The following is a 17,397-nucleotide window of genomic DNA, read 5'->3' on the forward strand; positions in this document are numbered from 1 at the left end:
ATGGATTATACACGCATGCTTTTATTCATCATCATAATAGAGTACTGCGATATTGTTGCAAATACGAAAGCCTTGCGATAATAACAACATTAGCATGGCACATTAGTTAGATCCATGTTAAATTGCACTGCCAGAGCGAATGAATAAAACTATAAAAAAAGAGTTTTGCCAATGATATATTGGCCAGCAAAAACAAACTATCCAGGCAGTAAAGGAATCCATTGGGCTTTACTCCAACTACCGTCCACACTAATGCTTATCTTTGAAAACCTCTTACCAATACATGAAAACTCCGACTGCCAGTGACAGTTGGAGTTTTTGAAAATCTTTCCACTTATTTTAGGACTCAACAAACTAATAATTTTTGATATTAAAGATTGAAAAACTTTTTTTGTATTGAGCTTGGATTTAAGTCCATAAATGCAAAAACATTAAAACGTTAGCTTAAAATAGGGAACCGGTAGAAAGCCTTGCTGGTATTGAGAAACAATCCTGTTCGTGCCTCTATTGTATTTATTAACAAATATGTTATCATGCATGGTAAAATTTTTCAAATCAATTCCAAATTCCAAAGTTGATTTCTTATTGTTTTTTCGATACCCAAGTTTCATGTCTGCTCTGAAGTAAGGAGCCTGCTTTAAAGAAAAGGGCGAAATGTTTTCATCATAAGTTGTCGTGTTACTATTCTGAGATGCAGTTACATCAATCGGGGAAATGTATTTACCGCCTATGCTGCTGAGTTTTGCATTCACCGAAAAAGTATTATTCTTTTTTCCTACTTTGAAATCTCTTCCTGCAAGCACGTTAAAAGCATATTTTGTATTGAATGCTGTATTACGTTCTATTCCATTACTGCCTTTATATTTCGAATCAAAAAAACTTGCTGTAATTAAAAAATAAGAGCCTTTTGTAAAATACTTTTCAAGCGTATATTCAACTCCATAATTGCGGCCTTTTCCATTGTTTACCAGGCTATCTCTTAGTTCAGTTCCAAAACCAGCTCCTTCGTTTAAGAGTGAGAAACCATTCGGTTTTGTTTCAACCGGTGCATCTGTAATTAACTGATAATATAATTCTGTTTTCAAATGCATGTTGTTGCTGATATTAAAATCATAGCTGCCAACAAATTGTTGGCTTTTTGTAAATCCCAAATTTTTGTTTGTATTAACTACCGCACCATTAGCCAATGTTTGATAAAAGTAAACTAACGGACTTTGTATGAATGAATAAAAACCATATCCAAAAGAGAGTATATTCTTATCAGGAGTAACATACTTTAATCCAATTCGTGGCTCTAATGCACTTTTATTATTTAATGTTACGGTTTGGAAATGCACTCCAGCGTTTAAAGAAATATTTTCAGAAAAGCGGTGCTTCCATTGAGCATATGCTTGTAATAAAGTCATATGATTTTTCTGGTCAAGATTTATCTTTTCAGAAATGCCACCCCCATATATCCTTTTGTCAAATAAGTCGAAGAAAATAAGAGAGTTGTTCGTGCCAGCAACAATGCTGTTTTTGGGATTGAACTTATGAGAAAGCATATAGCTCAACGAGAAGCGATTAGTTGTATACTCATGTTCTGCATCTCTAAATGCTTTTTTTGCACTTGCACTAATAGAATCATGTTGAATATTTTCTGAAGTATTGCTAAAGCCGATACTAAGCTTTCCGTATGTTTTTTGACTAAAATTTGTTTCTACCGTTGAACCTATAATACCTGTAAAATATTTTGTAAATAAATTTTCATTTTGTGCGCTATACAGATTTTCATTTTTAGAATCTACATCTGCTCCTAAAAATGTTATTTTACTTGGCCCTCCAAGACCAAAAAATGAAATTTTTGTCTTTTCCGAAACAGGCAGTAAAACTTTGAAATTTAAGTCCTGGTATTGTGGAGCCGCTTTACCTGTCCCAACGTTTAATCCGAAAGTATTCAGAAGACCAACAGTAGAATACCTGTAATTAAAAATGTAGGATGACCCATGCTTCATAGAAATCGGTCCTTCTGCTCCCAGTTCAAACCCCGTAAAACTAACCTCAGCTAGAAGCTCTTTTCTGTCGGTGTTTCCGTTTTTTAATTTAAGGTCGAAAACGCTTGCAATAGCATTGCCATACTGCGCCGGGAATGCACCAGTTAAAAAGTCGGATTTCCCGAGATTGTTGGTATTTAAAATACTAACCGGACCACCCGTTGAGCTCAAAGAACCATAGTGATTAGGATTAGGTATGTCAATACCTTCAATCTGCCATAGTAAGCCTGTCGGAGAATTGCCCCTTACGATGATGTCATTTCTCGAATCATTAGAGCTGGACACCCCTGCGAAAGCTGCCACCATTCGGGAAGGGTCGCCTAATGCACCTGCATATTTTCTTGCATCATCAGAATTAAAAGAGCGACCGCTAACCGTTACCATCTCATTGTTTACCACTCTTTTGCTGCTTCCTTTAACGACGACTTCCTTTAACTTAGTAATTTTTTCTGTGAGAGAAGCATTGATAATCGCTTCTTTGCCCGATGTTACCAGTATTTCATTGATAACCTGATTTTCATATCCTACAAATGAAATAACAATCGATTGTCTGCCGACCGGGACTTTTGTAAGTGAAAAGAACCCGTTCTTTTCGCTGATAGCGGTTACTGATGAATTGCTAATCAAAGTAATGGTAGCGCCTTGTATTGGGGACTTTGAAATTTCATCAACGATTTGACCTTTAAGGGTCTGCTCCAATAATTTTTGTGAATTAACCAGGGTAATTGTAATAGTAAGCCAAAAGAGTAAGGTAAATCTGATACACGTTTGCATGTGAAAATAAATTTTGAAGAATAATTAATATCACAGCAAATGTTAGCAAATCAAAAAACTTTTTACTTGATGGAGGTTATGAAATAAAACAACTTTCTTAACCTAAGTCAATTACTTTTATTTTGGTTGAAGCTTGTTAATTCTTTTTCTGATTCTGCTCAAACTTTCCGGCTCGACTCCAACGTAGGAAGCTATATGTTTAAGAGGAATTAACTCTATCAACGATGCGTTTTCTTTCAGAAAAGTCAGATACCGTTCTTCTGGTGAATCTAATATGAGGGACATATTTCGTTTAAAATAAGCATGAAATAAATTTTCAGCAATTAATCGCCCAAGTCTTTCAAATGCTTTACCCTGGTGATATAGCTTTTGCATATTATCATAACTTAATAGAAATAATTCAGTTTCATCAAGAGCCTCTATATAAAACAGAGAGGGCTTTTTATGTAGAAAGCTGGCATATTCGCTAACCCAGCTTCCGGATCGAAAAAATCCTGAATTATGCTCTTTTCCTTCCTTTACGTAATAGAGACGAATTAGACCTTTATTAAGAAATGCAACGTGCTTACCTGTCTCACCTTCGCGCAATAAAAAATGGTTTTTTTTAAGAAGTTTAGATTCTAATTTTGAGATTAAATTTACGATCTCCTCGTCAGTAAAATTTACGTGTGTAAGCAGGTTCTCCTTAACATTATCAAGCATAAAAAAAAGCTTTAAACGTCATTTTGAAATTCTTTTTGAAAGAGCAAAGTCAGAGCCAATAAATAGGGAGCTTAGGATTTGTTTTTTCTTGCTGAGATACGGATAAATAATCTATGAACCTATTTGGTACTATCACCTGCACGGTATGTATTTGAAACGGATAATACCTTCAGTTCCAATTTGGTCAGTGATGAGAGTTTCATTTGTCAATTCACTAATCGTCAAACTCTCTATTGCTGGATCACACGTAGAGTTAATTTCAACTTTATTTTGAGCTGGCATTTTATAAGTTCCGGAACATTGCCGAGATGTAGCACCTATATTCTCGGTTTTTTTATACCCCCCATTCAAAGTAAACTCTATCTGCTGCAAGCCGTCTCTGGTAACATCATGCCACCCATTAGTTTCACCACTACCATATTTATCATATATTTCAATTAGCTTCCATTTGCCATATAAGTTGTTGTCCTTAACGGCTTTTTGTTTTTTACACGCAAATAGAAACGGTGCAAAGCATGCAGCTATAACAATTGCAAATTTCAGTTTCATCGATAGCATATTATTAAATGATTGATTTGACAATGGATTTGGTTTAGGCAGTTTCACTGTTTATATTTTTAATTAGTGTAATCATGGGACAAAAAGCTAATCCGCTAACTCACCGCAGGTAACATTTACAACTGCAGCAGTAATTGGGGCTGCCTTAGCAGATGCCATTATCACAGCTACGTTAGCTACCTCATTCAGGTTTGGCAAATGTTTCAGCATAGTCTGTTCGGCAAAGTGGCTTTCGAATTCTTGTCTACTTTGGTTTTTTAACCTGGCATGTTCATCAAATACTTGCGAAACGCCTGCCGCATCTGGCGAACCAGCTGAACGAAGGCAAACTACCCGAATACCATGCTTTCCTAATTCTACTGCTAACTGCCGGCTTAGCGCTTCAATGGCTGCACATGCAATACCAAATCCACCCACGTTTTCATACGGTTTTTTACCTGCATTAGCCGATAACATTAGTATTACTCCACTGCCGCCCACCATCATCATCTTTGCTGCTGCCGTTGCGGTTATAAATTGGGTTTTCATTGCTATCTCGACGAGAGCCAGGAATTCATCTATTTTCATATTCGTGAGCGGCAACCCCTGCACGTCATCAATGCCAATAAGATTGAAAGAAATATCAACACGCTGATGAGCCGCAATAATGCTACTTAGATGCATATATACTTCTTCCTCATTAAGTGCATCAACTTTAGCGAGTTCGGCATAGCCACCATTTACAATAATTTCTTCTACTGTTTGCTTTAATTTTTCTGGTGTGCGTCCCGTTAAAAACACCTTTGCACCTTCCGCGGCAAAAGCCTTTGCAACCGCTTTACCTACTGATCCTCCTGCCCCATAGATGACAGCATTCTTGTCTTTTAAAAGCATATGCCACTGATTTTTTTTGTTTTTACTGCTTATCCCATAACGTCGCTTCTGAAACTTGTGCGCAGTTCTCTAGTCACTCATGTTTTATCACTTTCTCCATAGCATGGCACTAGTATTTTTGAATCTAATTTTTTTTCAGTGCTTTTAATCAGAACAGGCTTACTTGACTAAAGCTTTGCTAGATGCCGTAATTTTTCAACGCTTTATTAGTTTTTTATAAAAAATTCTTTAACGGTCAATGAAATTTCATGAGGTGCCTTTTTATCCGGCCCAAAATGATCAAGGTTATAAAACTCCTTTACCTCTGATGATGGTAATATGTCAGAAAGCGCAGCGATTGCTTTATTAACCCATTTGAGGCCAGTTTTACCGCCATACATAAGCAATACGCCTGCTGAAATTTGTTCATAGTTTTTGTAGGTGTTATCCTTTCGAGCAACTTCTTTGTGTTCTTTTAAATTCTCTTCAAGTAAACTGAACATTTGTTTTAGTTCTTGTTTCGGAATAAAAAAAGGTAACATTAATTTCATTACCCAATGGGGTGTTTTTTGAGCTTTTTCAGGACCGGCAGCAATTGAGAATGTAGCAAATGCATCTAAATGTTTTTTTTTGTCAATGGCGTTTTTGTATGAAGGTATCCACGACATTGAAATAGAGCCATCAATCGACACCGCAGGCTCGTAGAGGGCAATTCGTAAAAAATGGTCATTATTTCTGGCAACTTCAAGAGCAATTAAACCGCCATAGCTATGTCCAAATAAATATTGGGCTCTAGCTTTTTCCCTTACGGCAAGAACGTCCTCACACTCTTTGTTAATACCGTAATCATCACCTTGTGGGCCACTCAAGCCTCGTCCCCGCCTTTCAATCGTGTAAACCGTAAAGTTCTTGCTTAGGTATTCGGCAAGTACATTATAGTTGTTTGCAATTGATAACACGCCTGGAATAATAATCAGTCCAGGCCCACTACCATTAACTTGATAACTTACTATCGTGCCATCCTTTGATTTTATCTGTCCTACAGACTGAGATTGATTTTCCATTCTGACGCTCATTCTTTTTTTATTGATGCTTTGGAAGTGGGGTTTTAAGTAATACTGGTTGTCTTTTACCCGTTTATTAACGTTTTCCTCGCTCCAAACTCTTTGACATTGCCTCCGCACATTATTACGATTAAAAGCACCTCTATCATAACACAATTCTATTGCCATTTTATTAAGAGAATTGTGCATCCTATCTCTGTCGTCGAGGGAAACAAAAGCTTATTGCATGTTTATCGTAAAAACTTAGAACCGCTCTGTTGAAAGTGGAAGGTTGTTCCATATTTGGCATGTGTCCAGCTTCCGTTATTACTACAAATGTTGCGTCTTCAAACTGCTATGCAATATTTCTCATCTCTTCCTCCGTCGTAAAAGCGTCGGCCACTCCAACGAGTACCATAACGTGTACGCTGATACTTTTTAGATAATCCAGGTTATTACGCCTTCTTGCTCTTCCAAGGTGCGAAGCCGCCGCATCGGCCTTTGCTGTGTTGACCATCATTTGATGCAAATGCTGATAAACGTCCTTTTTGCTACCTACTGTATTCGGGTGCAAGTATTTTGTAATGGTTTCATCAGTATGCCTTGTTATGATGATTACCTCTGCCATGTGCATTGTTTACTGTTCGTTGTTAAAACTATTTTTCGTTTCCGGATGATAAATACAGCATTGCTACTGAAAATAATACTAAGCAGTTTGTGACTTATGCCTGTTGTTCAAATCATATTAGACTTCTATGGTGTCAAATAAGTAAATTTGGATATCATCATTATTTGGCGCTAAAATCTTTCTGTCTAAAGCACACTTTTGCCCTACTTCAGAGGAAAAAGCCTTCTTAATGTCTTCCATTGAGTCAAAATATAAATTTGCTACCAAATAAGTATCAGAGTGTCCTGTTGGCGATATAATTGGGGCCTTGCTGATTTCGTATTTTTTTAGTTCAGGCAATTGCTTGGCTAAAGGAATATGTACATTAAAATAATGTTGTTCAAATATTTCCTTGTCTTTCGGATTTCTATAAATCACAGTCATTTTTGCCATTTTTCATTTTTTGGTGTTTGTATAAATTTGATTCTAACACAGTTTATCTCCAGACCGTTGAACGGATAAAAAATTATGCAGCACAACAGACGAGATGAATTGTTACTTTCCATTTTCTAATGTTTTTCTTTCTACCAATCTTTTAATTTGAAGCCAATTATAAAAATTATTCCGTTTTATTTTATATGTGATAATACAATTCATGTATAATCTCGCAGTGGATTGAATTTTCGTCAAACCGATGCAGTAACTCTTTGGCTTTTGCCGGCACATAGGCAAGTTCATAATTATCTCCTGCAAACTGCTTTACTGCCTCAAGTTTATCAAACAACATAATTGTTGTAAACTCCACCTCAGTTTCGAGTTGCCTTTTCAAAAGTTGAATGCCCACATATCCTTTCACTTGCTTTTCTTCTATGGAAGTAAATACTTCTTGCTTAAGCAGCCTTTCATAAGCGGGTGCATTAGAGAGAGTGGTGTAACCGTGCCAAATTCTTGCTATCATTATTTGTAGTTTAACTGGTTTAACAATTGCAATTTGATATGATCCAACTTGTGTGTTAAAAAACCTGAGCTCAAAACTTCATTTTTGTATCCGCTTAAGTTCCTTAGTCCGCCCGTACATGATTAAGATAGATGTCGTTCGTAATAATCACTTTCTTACTTTTCTCCCAAACGAATTCTTACATTCACATTAAAATTTTTAAAGAGGCAGGCATAGAAATACCCGCCGTTGCGCATTTATTAAATGCACATGAGAATTTTATAAGAAGCAACCGGAAACAATCTCAATTATTCTTAACGAAATTCAAGGATAATAATAAAAGTGTTCGGCATAAATCCACGAATAACTGTTTAAGCCTTATATAAAACAGGTATGTTGGCAGGAAGGCTGAATAAAGCGCTATTCACCGACACCTATGAATCGTTTGAAGAATAGCAGTAATCCATTCCGTTAAGCTACTGCCACTGTATTTACTATTGTATTTCATATTTTAGGCATCAACGAAATAGAGGCTGGGTTAACAGATGTTCTTACCTAGTTTAACAGCCAGCTGTTTTATTACCTTTAATCCCTAAGAAAGCGCAGTCACAAACACAATGACAAATCACTTCGCAATCAAAAATTTTTCAAAATGACTGCTATTAATCCCTACATTGGCTTTAACGGAAAATGCTGGGAGGCATAAGGAGTGCCTGGGTAGTGAGCTCGAGCTTAAGGAGGTGCCTGGTTCGCCTTCCGAACAATTTCAAGGTGACGGCAAAGACAAAATCCTGCACTCTTCGTTAACAATAGACGGCTTGCAAATTCTGACGGGTTCTGACATGACTGATATGGATGGCTATACGAAAGGTAATAAAATTTCTCTTGCTCTTAATTGTAATAGAGAGCCAGAAATCTTTAGCGTGTTTGAGAAATTAGGTAAAGGGGGCAGGGTATCCACGCCTTTAAAAGAAGTGTTTTGGGAGGCATATTCGGTACGCTGGTAGATAAATTTGGTATTAAATGGATGTTGAATTTTAATAAGAATTAAAAAGAATAAAGGAAGAAAAGTTCCTCACGCTCTCAGAGAGAGTAGTTGGTGGCCTCGCTCCTCGAATTAGAAAATGACGGCTTGCTTGGAAGGATAGTATTTGCAGAGTTTTCATTCCACGTTGGATATAAAGTTACAGATTTGGAATTGTCACTAAAAACAGTGTTAATGGGTGAGTTAAACATGATTAAAAGACTGGAGGAGTATTTTGAGAACCGAGGTATTACATCAGGACCTTAAACATGAATCGGAATGAAACAACAAATTGTACATATTGCGTTAATCGTCGATGATTATGATGAGGCGATAAAGTTTTATACAGAGAAACTCAATTTTAATCTGTTGGAGGATACGCCACAAAGTGAAACAAAAAGATGGGTACTTGTTGCGCCTAAGGGATCAGAAGAATGTTGGCTGTTGCTTGCAAAAGCAGTAGGGAATGAACAAAGAAGTAGGGTAGGCGATCAAACAGGAGGCAGAGTCTTTCTTTTTTTAAAAACGGATGATTTTTGGAGAGATTATTCCTCTATGCGGGATAAGGGAGTAAAGTTTATCAGGGAGCCAAAGACAGAAGGATATGGAATAGTAGCTGTTTTTGCAGACTTATATGGCAACCTGTGGGATTTAGTAGAATTAACGAACCGGTGAATAAAAAAGATCAGAAAACTATAGCTTGATCAATTACGACATCATTTGATAATATAAGGAATTACACATTTCCGCGGCTAAAATATTATAAGTCATTTTTTCTTGTAAAAGAATTTTGGAAGTTCTTTTTAGTATTGACAAATTAATTCCCAAACAAAATCGATCTTGGCAAGAGATATGTGTAGAAAGAGTACCAACAAGCAAAAATATAAACTTACTTACTTCTATTACTTATTGAAAATGTTGACACAGATTTTCTTGTGAAATAGATCTAAAGTATTACTTGATTGCTGTTTTTCTTTGTCAATCTATTACTTGATCAAGCTGTCTAATTGATTGTATATCTGTAAATGCAGAGATTTTCACCATTAGCGCTCTCATTCTTTCATCGGCCATTGATGCTCGAAATTTTTCACGTGAAGTTACCCAAATGTTTATGATACAAACAAAGTTTGGGACTATAGCTCCGGAGTTGCTAAACCTTTCCGCACTTCATATCTAACGCAGTTATCACCAAGTATTTCTACATATTCGGGGAGTAGCGTTTTTGAATAAAGTTCAAAATCAAATGACGTACCTTCCTTGCTTGGGTATAGTACCGTCCAGCAGAATAATGGAGACGAGTTGTTACTTTCCATTTTGTTACTAATTACTTTTTTACTTGCTTGTTTTTTAGCAATGACTTTTATGTTTTCCCCTAATATTAACAATCTTCAAAAACTTCTGACCTAACTCGGGCAAACCATTTAAGCTTTTCCTTCAATCAATAGCGTAACTGTTTTTTCAATACGTCTTTGTCTGGTTTCTGGTGTCTTGGCATCCTCTATGGGGATTACTAAACGACGCTTATTGCTATAGGATAAACTTTCGAAATATTTTTTTGCATCTGGCTTCGCCTCAAGCGCTTTTTTAAGGTCGTCAGGAATAACAACTTCACGAGGCTCAGTATCTAGCTCTAGTTCTAAGTCTATTACTTCTCCGGCGTTCACGCCTGCATTTGTACGTACCTCTGCACTTACAGGAAGCATAAATTCTCCACCCATCGATGCTATACTCGTTCTGTAGGTATGTCCTTTTATGTTAACGTGTATTTGCGGCTTCTTGCCTGCCCCAAGTTCTGTAATATTATTTTCCGGGATAACAAATCCTGTTGCGGTTTTACCTCTTAATTCTAATTGAGCCCGAAGCTTTATTTTGGAAGGCTGGTTTACAGGATTATGTCCTAAGGCTTCCATTTTTTTAGCCATACTTAATGTCTTTATAAGTTTAATACTAGTTATGACGTTTCGAACCGTTGTACGCGTACGATGGTGTGAGAGGTGCACTCCGTTAGTTACAACTAACCGAGCTGTCCTCGATTAGCTGTTGTTTTTTCTCCGTTGTTAGTCTCTCTATGTTTTTGTTAATAGTCGCTTTGTCAGAAATTGATTTTGTAAGCTGCAAGGCTGTTTGAAAATGTTGTATGGCCTTTATATTGTCGAAATGGGTATAAAGATTGCCTAATAATGAATGATAAAAAAGATTATTATTAAAAGCTAATTTTTCAGCTTCAGTAATTGCTTTCTTTTTTCCATAAACTTTTGAAAAAGCAAAAATTCTGTTCAATGCAGCGGCTGGTGAATATTGCAATTGCAATAAAATATTGTACAGCTCTAAAATATTCTCCCATTTTTTAAACTTGGTAGCTGTTGTATGCCAATAGGCAATTCTTGCTTCCAAATGATATGTGGAAATTTCATTTCCAGAACAAGCCTTGACTAAGTAATAATTTCCCCTGTCAATTAATTCTTTGTTCCAAAGATTTTTGTCTTGTTCGTCAAATAAAACGACCTCTTTCATTTCATTAAATCTTGCGTCCAATCTGGAACTTTGAAAACACATTAAAGCCAGCAATGCATTTGTTTTTGCCGTGTTTGTTAACTGATTTTCAGTTAATATAAGGGTCAATCTAATTGCTTCCGCACAAACGTCTTTTCTAATAAGATTGTTGTTTGATTTTGAAGAATAGCCTTCATTAAAAAGTAGGTATAATGCAGTCAATACATTATCAAGCCTTTCCTGAATTTCAACTGGATTTAATTCCTGAAGTTTAAAATTTTCTTTACGTAAAATGTCCCTTGCCCGTAGTAGCCTTTTTTTAAATCGTTTCTTTGTTACTTAAAAACGCGTTTGCAATTTCTTCTAGGCTAAAGCCGCAAAGATTTTGAAGTGCCAAACAAATTTGTCCTTCATTTGAATTTACTGGATTGCACACGGCAAAAATTATAGCTAATTGACTATCGCTGATAATTTGTTTTGTAAAATCAATAAACGACTCTTCATTTTGAATTTCTTCTGATTTAATTTCAGTTGAAACCACTCGCTCAAAAAGAGCGTTTCGTTTTAGGTTGTCTTTAGTTTTATTTTTAGCTACTGTGTATAGCCAGGCTGTCGGGTTTTCAGGCAATCCATTAATACTCCATATTTCAGTTGCTTTCAAGAATGTTTCACTTACTATGTCTTCCGCAATTTCAATATGCTTTAAACCAAAAAGACGGCATAAAACAGCCGTCATTTTGGAATATTCTGATCTAAATAAATGGGGTATTAACCCTGTTTCTTTTGAAAAACTGCTTGCCATTATTCCTTTACATAATAAACTGTTTTCTAACTATTTTACCATTCCCAAAAGTAAAAATACCAGGTTTTTCGGCATTTTTGATTTCATTTTATTTATAGGTTTTACTCGTTAAAATTTTCAAATTCACCAGATGAAAAAAATAGCCCCGTTTATAATAGGGCTAAATCATTTAACTGTTGTCATCAGATGCTACTACAGCTCTAACTTCAACATTTCCGCCAAGTTGCAGGATCGGGCAACCACTGGCCATTTCAACAGCTTCATCAATATTCGCAGCTTTTACAACCGTGTAGCCATTGATGAACTCCTTAATTTCGGTGTAAGGACCATCCACTACTACATTGTTAGGCTTAACAGTTTTAGAGTTTGAGACAGATAATCTGCTACCCCTACTAACTAATTTGTTTTGAGCAGCTATACCGCCCATCCAATTCATCCAGTTGGTGAGACCTTCCTGCATTTGCTCGGGTGATGGTGTAAAGTCCGGATTGTTAGAAGTTCTGAAAACTAATACGAATTCTTTCATTTTTTTAAAATTTTAATTTCTACACCATAATGACGATTGAAAGTCAAAGTAGGGGACAAGAAGGTATATATTTCTGTTGATATCATCTAATGTTAATATTATAACCTTTAATAATTTCATGTCCACCATTTTGTAACGCTGTTAATGTTTTCAAATGCTCCTGTAAAGGAGTATTTGCTACAATGCTTATTGATAATCCTCTCTTTTCGTGTTATCCTTTTTTTTCGATTTTTTTGACAATATCTTCTTCAAACACATTCGATCCGGCTTTTTGGATAGGCTGTCCTTTACCGATGGTGATTAGGCTGTGTAAACTTTGTTGTACATAGTGAGTCCACGCATTTGAACAAATATCAAAACATTCATATCCGGGAACTAAACCCAATTGAGTGAATTGGAGTTGTGTTTTATTGTCCTTCTCAGTGATCTCGAAAATAATTTTATTGCCCTTCCATTCGTTTTTGTCCTCAATAAATTTGATATAGTTGTCCAGTACCAGCCAAACGACTTTTTGGTTTGGAATCACTTCAATTAATTTCATTTTGGCAATGTGAACGTCTTTGTAATGATAGGTAAACTCATCATTAAGTTTCTTTGTACTGCCTTCAATTTCTTCTGACCACCATCCCCGAACATCAATTACTGCTTTGAATACTTCTTCCGGTGTTTTGTCAACTATAAGGGTAGTAGTAAAATCTGTTTTTATCATTGGTATATTTTTTATATTTTTTTGCGTATCATCTTTGCAAAAAGTCAGACTTCTCACTACTATTAGAAAGTAGATAGTTATCTGATTTCCTGTTATTTATTGAAATATTACCTATTCTGGAGTGTAAAATGTTTTAGAATAGTTTTCTCAATAGAAGAATTGCTCTAACACAATCTGACCGTCTTTCACCTCGTAGATCATTATTTCGTTAATTTGTATTCTTCCCAATCCTTGTACGGTAATATCCACCTCTCTTCCGACTGCAAAATGATTTCCTGCCACAACAGGTTCAGTAGTATGAAGCCAGTGAGCAGCCTCAACTCGCGCCACCCAATCTTCGCCTTTTTTACGGACCGAAGTTTTGCCTTCTGCATACCTAAAATATTGAGAATTGGGAGGGTCAATACTCCTGATGTTGTTTGCAAAGAGTTCGTCCTCGATTACAAACCACTTTTCTTGCTGTGCCAGCTCATTAAATCGTGCTGCAACTTCCACGGTTGTCATTACCTTTTTTGTTGGTGTCATTGCTAAGGTTATTTTTTAGAATAATGATTTTTAAGACGGCGTTCCTATACCGGTTTCGCAAAATAATTTTAGACTTGTCATAAATCGTCCCCAGTCATAATTACAACTGGCAAACATATCTGTAACTTCCCGCCAGCCGGAATGAGCAAACCGCAAAAGGGTTCGTCCATCTTTTTCTTCCAATTCAAATGAAATATTTGTGTCAATCCATTCTTCAATAGAATTGATACATTGCCATACAACTTTTTTGTTGGGAGTAAGAGTAGTTACTATCATTTCGTTTCGGAAATTTCCAAAAGTAAATGTGTTAACAAATCCTACTTCTGGCTTCGCCGTGGTTTGTTTAGCCCACCAGTTTGAAAGGCCTTCCTGGTTAGTAATAGCTTTATAAATTTCTTGGGGTGTAGCTTTTATAACTACATTATGCCTGATGTCTGCCATGCTTCTATCTTTTTATTGTTGTTGATTCATTTATGTTTATGCTAATGTTTTCTCCAGTTTTTCCAAATAATTTGTCCAGGCACCTGAACACCCACCATAACATTCAATTTTGGGAACTAATCCTACATGCGAAAAGACGATTTTAGTTTTCTTATCCTGTTTAAAAAATTCAAAACTAATTTTAGTCCCTGTCCATTCGCTTTTGTTAAGAAGAGAAGTGAGATTACTATCTGTTACAAGCCAGACGATTTTTTTATCAGGAATGAATTTTATTAATTTTTGTTTTGAATAATGAGCGCCACCTCCGGCACGAAACGTAAACTCTTCATTAAGTTGATCCGTGCTTCCTTCAATTTCTTCCGAATACAATCCTAACCACCATCCCCGAACATTTTTGATGAAATTAAAAGCTTCTTCAGGAGTTATGTCAACTAATAGCGTTTTGGTAAAATCTTGATCTTTCATTCTTTTGCTTTTTGTTTTTTGAATTTTATTTCACAATCATTCCGGAAGTCAGGGTAAAAATGGTTCCGGTTATTTCACTGTTGTAAACTTTATGCAACAAAAGTATTGTCTAAATACTAATGAGGCGGGGTGCAAAATGGACTTTGTAGTGGGTTGAATTGGACAATATGAATTGTTATCTTTGCCAAAAGAATATTAATGAAACATATTACCATAATAGTTCCTGACGGAGACAGCAATAACCTAAGCAGTATTGTAGGTGCTTACAAAATATTTACAAGAGCCAATATGTACTGGAAGGAAAACGGCAGGAAGGATTTGTTTACCATTCAGTTAGCAGGTATTTCAGAAAAAGTGGGGTTTTATGAAAATGTATTTACCGTAAAGCCTCATATAAACATTGCAGCTATTACCAAAACCAACCTCATTATTATTCCCTCACTAAATCATAATTATCAAAAAGCTGTGAAGGGAAATAAATTACTAATTGATTGGATTGAGAAGCAATATAAAAACGGTGCTGAAGTAGCAAGTATTTGCACTGGTGCGTTTTTGCTCGCCTCCTCTGGTTTGCTTGATGGAAAGAGTTGCTCTACACATTGGGCTGCTGCTGATAGTTTTAGAAGTATGTTTCCAAAAGTGAATTTACAAACTGATAAATTGATTACTGACGAGAATGGAATTTATACAAATGGGGGTGCCTACTCTTTTCTCAACCTGATGATCTATTTAGTAGAGAAATACTATGACAGGCAAACAGCGATTTTTTGTTCAAAAGTCTTCCAGATTGAAATGGATAGGAATAGTCAATCATCATTTACAATATTTACGGGGCAGAAACTACATGGGGATGAAATGATTCAACAAGCACAATCATATATTGAAAGTAAACTTGATGAAAAAATTTCAGTTGAACATTTGTCTTCTAAATTCTCTTCCGGCAGGCGAAACTTTGACAGAAGGTTTATCAAAGCAACAGGAAATACTCCTCTTGAATATTCTCAAAGAGTAAAAATCGAATCAGCAAAAAAAGCATTTGAAACTACCCGCAAAACAATTAATGAGGTGATGTATGAAGTTGGTTACTCGGATGTTAAGGCGTTCCGTGAAGTATTTAGAAAAATCACAGGAATTTCTCCGCTGGAATACAGAGCTAAATATAATAAGGAGGCAGTAGTTTAAACGAGCGTGGGCGAAGGTGCTATTGCTCATTTGGCTGTCTCACCATTTACAGGATCCATATTTACGTCTCAGCTCTATTGTTAAACGAGTTTTCATAAAGTTCTTTAAGTCTTGTTAACATTAATTTCAATTGTTTTCAGGATGTTCTTTGTGCTTTTCTAGGGTATTATTATGTTGGTAAGTTTATTCGTCCACGTCTACGATTTATCACTGATTTTTCCCACTGCAATTTATGACATCCACCATGATAGTTATTAATTTTTGTTCAAGTTCAAAAAAAAATGGCCAGGCCCTAAAAAAATGTACCAAATACTTTTTGGAACGTATATAAAGCTTTTTTTTACTTATAATGACTAGCCTATGCTCGGAAGCAGACCATTTAAGTGAATTAGCAATTAAAGAACTACTCAGTGCATAATTTCTGGCTCAAAGTTGTTGCTGCCGCTGACATGGTGCGAGTGTAATAATATGCTCTCCACAAAGCTGTAGTTTTTTTCATTGTCCATTTGCTATTTATTAGAGCATGCAATTAAACTATGTCACGCCAGATGTAGCGATGCAAAGACGCGGAGTTATGTAGAAAAAATGGAAGAAATATCAAAAGCTTAAGACAAGCAACCAATTGGAGTATTTTTAGAATAACCTTTTGTATGAAGTTAAAGGTTATCTATCAATTTAATATTGCCGTTTGTAGACTTCAAAAAATGAAAACTTCATTTTTATCGACTTTTGAAAGCAATGGTAACGTTGACATCAAAATTGCGTGTGAATATTTAACCTTGATTCGTTTTGTAACCTAAAAAGCTATCAAATCTATATACTAACCATCGAAGAACTAATGATAAAAAAGATATTGCGGTTACTCCCTGTATTATATTGTCTATTATTTTTGGGAGTAGCGTCTGGGCAAAACAATGGTAAAGAATTGTCGGGGATTAAACCTTTTGTCTTACGTGTAATCGACGAAATTCAATCAGCTGAATTATCAGAAAAAAGAATTTTAAATATTTATCTTCCCGAAGGATACAATAGAAATGATACACTAAAATATCCGGTTGTTTATTTACTTGACGGGTCAGCCGACGAAGATTTTATTCATTTGGTTGGCCTGTACCAATTCAATAGTTTTTCATGGATCAACCGAGTGCCCAAATCTATTGTTGTTGGTATCGCCACCGTGGACAGAAGAAGAGATTTTACTTACCCAACGACAATTGAAAAGGATAAAATCAAGTATCCAACGACAGGAAAGTCATCAAGATTTATTTCATTTTTGAAAAAGGAACTACAACATTATATTGAAAAGAATTACAAAACGAATTCGTCAAAGACAATAATTGGGCAATCATTATGCGGTCTTTTGGCGACCGAAATTTTACTGACCAAACCCGCATTGTTCAATCAATATATAATTGCCGGCCCTAGTTTGTGGTGGGATAACGCGTCGCTTCTCAAAAAGTCTTCTGAATTGCTGTCCGGAACTTTCAAACAGAAAATTGATGTATATATAGGCGTTGGCAAGGAAGGGCTTGTACCAGGCGATAACCCACACGTCATGGAAGTTGACGCAAACTTATTGGCTGAAAAATTTAAGTCTACTAACAGCAAAAGTGTAAAAGTGTTTTTTGGTTATTTACCCCAGGAGGATCACGCAACGATTTTGCATCTGGCGGTATATAATGCCTTACGCGATTTAAACCCGCCACCAGTTACTAACCAATAGT

Annotated in this window: 21 protein-coding genes; 4 read left to right on the plus strand and 17 right to left on the minus strand. The window is 35.9% G+C overall.

Features of this window, described 5'->3' with window-relative positions; all coding sequences use genetic code 11:
* Window positions 1-431 precede the first annotated feature (431 nt).
* From B154_RS0113355 to B154_RS0113390, 8 genes are all read right to left on the minus strand, one after another.
* Window positions 432-2,807: a TonB-dependent receptor gene (locus B154_RS0113355; RefSeq protein WP_018614761.1), complete on the minus strand. Its 2,376-nt coding sequence runs from the start codon at window positions 2,805-2,807 to the stop codon at window positions 432-434.
* Between the two features lie 117 nt (window positions 2,808-2,924).
* Window positions 2,925-3,509: a Crp/Fnr family transcriptional regulator gene (locus B154_RS0113360; RefSeq protein WP_018614762.1), complete on the minus strand. Its 585-nt coding sequence runs from the start codon at window positions 3,507-3,509 to the stop codon at window positions 2,925-2,927.
* A 132-nt stretch (window positions 3,510-3,641) separates the two neighbouring features.
* On the minus strand, window positions 3,642-4,115 hold the full coding sequence (locus B154_RS0113365; RefSeq protein WP_018614763.1) for a hypothetical protein: 474 nt from the start codon (window positions 4,113-4,115) through the stop codon (window positions 3,642-3,644).
* A 39-nt stretch (window positions 4,116-4,154) separates the two neighbouring features.
* Complete coding sequence (locus B154_RS0113370; RefSeq protein ID WP_018614764.1) at window positions 4,155-4,940, minus strand: SDR family NAD(P)-dependent oxidoreductase; 786 nt, start codon at window positions 4,938-4,940, stop codon at window positions 4,155-4,157.
* Window positions 4,941-5,146: 206 nt separating this feature from the next.
* Window positions 5,147-6,151, minus strand: coding sequence for an alpha/beta hydrolase (locus B154_RS0113375; protein WP_211217496.1), 1,005 nt, complete (start codon window positions 6,149-6,151; stop codon window positions 5,147-5,149).
* A gap of 166 nt (window positions 6,152-6,317) precedes the next feature.
* Complete coding sequence (locus B154_RS0113380; protein WP_018614766.1) at window positions 6,318-6,590, minus strand: hypothetical protein; 273 nt, start codon at window positions 6,588-6,590, stop codon at window positions 6,318-6,320.
* Between the two features lie 117 nt (window positions 6,591-6,707).
* A complete protein-coding gene (locus B154_RS0113385) occupies window positions 6,708-7,022 on the minus strand; it encodes an EthD family reductase (protein ID WP_026260179.1) in 315 nt (104 codons plus the stop codon).
* Window positions 7,023-7,203: 181 nt separating this feature from the next.
* A complete protein-coding gene (locus tag B154_RS0113390) occupies window positions 7,204-7,527 on the minus strand; it encodes a hypothetical protein (protein ID WP_018614768.1) in 324 nt (107 codons plus the stop codon).
* A gap of 653 nt (window positions 7,528-8,180) precedes the next feature.
* Between B154_RS0113390 and B154_RS30155 the strand changes: the two genes are divergently transcribed.
* A complete protein-coding gene (locus B154_RS30155; RefSeq protein WP_051084309.1) occupies window positions 8,181-8,513 on the plus strand; it encodes a VOC family protein in 333 nt (110 codons plus the stop codon).
* A 296-nt stretch (window positions 8,514-8,809) separates the two neighbouring features.
* Window positions 8,810-9,205, plus strand: a complete 396-nt coding sequence (locus B154_RS0113405) for a VOC family protein (protein WP_018614770.1) — start codon at window positions 8,810-8,812, stop codon at window positions 9,203-9,205.
* Between the two features lie 458 nt (window positions 9,206-9,663).
* Here B154_RS0113405 and B154_RS28545 read toward each other — a convergent pair whose 3' ends face one another.
* The 9 genes from B154_RS28545 to B154_RS0113445 all read right to left on the minus strand — a co-directional run bounded on the left by B154_RS28545 (window position 9,664) and on the right by B154_RS0113445 (window position 14,491).
* Window positions 9,664-9,843, minus strand: coding sequence for a hypothetical protein (locus B154_RS28545; protein ID WP_157580725.1), 180 nt, complete (start codon window positions 9,841-9,843; stop codon window positions 9,664-9,666).
* Between the two features lie 108 nt (window positions 9,844-9,951).
* A complete protein-coding gene (locus tag B154_RS0113415; RefSeq protein WP_018614773.1) occupies window positions 9,952-10,452 on the minus strand; it encodes a YdeI/OmpD-associated family protein in 501 nt (166 codons plus the stop codon).
* Between the two features lie 82 nt (window positions 10,453-10,534).
* Window positions 10,535-11,245, minus strand: coding sequence for an RNA polymerase sigma factor (locus B154_RS33375; RefSeq protein WP_342664114.1), 711 nt, complete (start codon window positions 11,243-11,245; stop codon window positions 10,535-10,537).
* Window positions 11,246-11,342: 97 nt separating this feature from the next.
* Window positions 11,343-11,825, minus strand: a complete 483-nt coding sequence (locus tag B154_RS33380) for a sigma factor (protein ID WP_245542599.1) — start codon at window positions 11,823-11,825, stop codon at window positions 11,343-11,345.
* A gap of 169 nt (window positions 11,826-11,994) precedes the next feature.
* Window positions 11,995-12,351 (minus strand): YciI family protein, encoded by a 357-nt coding sequence (locus B154_RS0113425; protein WP_018614775.1) that lies wholly within the window; start codon window positions 12,349-12,351, stop codon window positions 11,995-11,997.
* A gap of 211 nt (window positions 12,352-12,562) precedes the next feature.
* A complete protein-coding gene (locus B154_RS0113430; RefSeq protein WP_018614776.1) occupies window positions 12,563-13,060 on the minus strand; it encodes an SRPBCC family protein in 498 nt (165 codons plus the stop codon).
* A 147-nt stretch (window positions 13,061-13,207) separates the two neighbouring features.
* Complete coding sequence (locus tag B154_RS0113435; RefSeq protein WP_018614777.1) at window positions 13,208-13,585, minus strand: SnoaL-like domain-containing protein; 378 nt, start codon at window positions 13,583-13,585, stop codon at window positions 13,208-13,210.
* A gap of 30 nt (window positions 13,586-13,615) precedes the next feature.
* Complete coding sequence (locus B154_RS0113440) at window positions 13,616-14,026, minus strand: SRPBCC family protein (protein WP_018614778.1); 411 nt, start codon at window positions 14,024-14,026, stop codon at window positions 13,616-13,618.
* A 36-nt stretch (window positions 14,027-14,062) separates the two neighbouring features.
* Complete coding sequence (locus tag B154_RS0113445) at window positions 14,063-14,491, minus strand: SRPBCC family protein (protein ID WP_018614779.1); 429 nt, start codon at window positions 14,489-14,491, stop codon at window positions 14,063-14,065.
* 198 nt (window positions 14,492-14,689) lie between these two features.
* On the opposite strand from B154_RS0113445, the gene B154_RS0113450 reads away from it, so the two are divergent.
* Together B154_RS0113450 and B154_RS0113455 are read left to right on the plus strand one after the other, a co-directional pair.
* Window positions 14,690-15,673, plus strand: a complete 984-nt coding sequence (locus tag B154_RS0113450; protein WP_018614780.1) for a GlxA family transcriptional regulator — start codon at window positions 14,690-14,692, stop codon at window positions 15,671-15,673.
* A gap of 838 nt (window positions 15,674-16,511) precedes the next feature.
* On the plus strand, window positions 16,512-17,396 hold the full coding sequence (locus B154_RS0113455) for an alpha/beta hydrolase (protein WP_018614781.1): 885 nt from the start codon (window positions 16,512-16,514) through the stop codon (window positions 17,394-17,396).
* Window position 17,397: the final 1 nt, after the last annotated feature.

This window comes from Segetibacter koreensis DSM 18137 (assembly GCF_000374045.1).
Classification (GTDB): Bacteria; Bacteroidota; Bacteroidia; order Chitinophagales; family Chitinophagaceae; genus Segetibacter; species Segetibacter koreensis.

What these genes read in the sequence shown, in the direction of transcription:
- B154_RS0113370 (WP_018614764.1), bottom strand. Translation starts at nt 4,940, where the DNA reads ATGCTTTTAAAAGACAAGAATGCTGTCATCTATGGGGCAGGAGGATCA.
- B154_RS0113405 (WP_018614770.1), top strand. Translation starts at nt 8,810, where the DNA reads ATGAAACAACAAATTGTACATATTGCGTTAATCGTCGATGATTATGAT.
- B154_RS0113445 (WP_018614779.1), bottom strand. Translation starts at nt 14,491, where the DNA reads ATGAAAGATCAAGATTTTACCAAAACGCTATTAGTTGACATAACTCCT.
- B154_RS0113440 (WP_018614778.1), bottom strand. Translation starts at nt 14,026, where the DNA reads ATGGCAGACATCAGGCATAATGTAGTTATAAAAGCTACACCCCAAGAA.
- B154_RS0113415 (WP_018614773.1), bottom strand. Translation starts at nt 10,452, where the DNA reads ATGGCTAAAAAAATGGAAGCCTTAGGACATAATCCTGTAAACCAGCCT.
- B154_RS0113430 (WP_018614776.1), bottom strand. Translation starts at nt 13,060, where the DNA reads ATGATAAAAACAGATTTTACTACTACCCTTATAGTTGACAAAACACCG.
- B154_RS0113455 (WP_018614781.1), top strand. Translation starts at nt 16,512, where the DNA reads ATGATAAAAAAGATATTGCGGTTACTCCCTGTATTATATTGTCTATTA.
- B154_RS0113355 (WP_018614761.1), bottom strand. Translation starts at nt 2,807, where the DNA reads ATGCAAACGTGTATCAGATTTACCTTACTCTTTTGGCTTACTATTACA.
- B154_RS0113435 (WP_018614777.1), bottom strand. Translation starts at nt 13,585, where the DNA reads ATGACACCAACAAAAAAGGTAATGACAACCGTGGAAGTTGCAGCACGA.
- B154_RS28545 (WP_157580725.1), bottom strand. Translation starts at nt 9,843, where the DNA reads ATGGAAAGTAACAACTCGTCTCCATTATTCTGCTGGACGGTACTATAC.
- B154_RS0113375 (WP_211217496.1), bottom strand. Translation starts at nt 6,151, where the DNA reads ATGGCAATAGAATTGTGTTATGATAGAGGTGCTTTTAATCGTAATAAT.
- B154_RS0113380 (WP_018614766.1), bottom strand. Translation starts at nt 6,590, where the DNA reads ATGGCAGAGGTAATCATCATAACAAGGCATACTGATGAAACCATTACA.
- B154_RS0113425 (WP_018614775.1), bottom strand. Translation starts at nt 12,351, where the DNA reads ATGAAAGAATTCGTATTAGTTTTCAGAACTTCTAACAATCCGGACTTT.
- B154_RS0113385 (WP_026260179.1), bottom strand. Translation starts at nt 7,022, where the DNA reads ATGGCAAAAATGACTGTGATTTATAGAAATCCGAAAGACAAGGAAATA.
- B154_RS0113450 (WP_018614780.1), top strand. Translation starts at nt 14,690, where the DNA reads ATGAAACATATTACCATAATAGTTCCTGACGGAGACAGCAATAACCTA.
- B154_RS0113360 (WP_018614762.1), bottom strand. Translation starts at nt 3,509, where the DNA reads ATGCTTGATAATGTTAAGGAGAACCTGCTTACACACGTAAATTTTACT.
- B154_RS0113390 (WP_018614768.1), bottom strand. Translation starts at nt 7,527, where the DNA reads ATGATAGCAAGAATTTGGCACGGTTACACCACTCTCTCTAATGCACCC.
- B154_RS33380 (WP_245542599.1), bottom strand. Translation starts at nt 11,825, where the DNA reads ATGGCAAGCAGTTTTTCAAAAGAAACAGGGTTAATACCCCATTTATTT.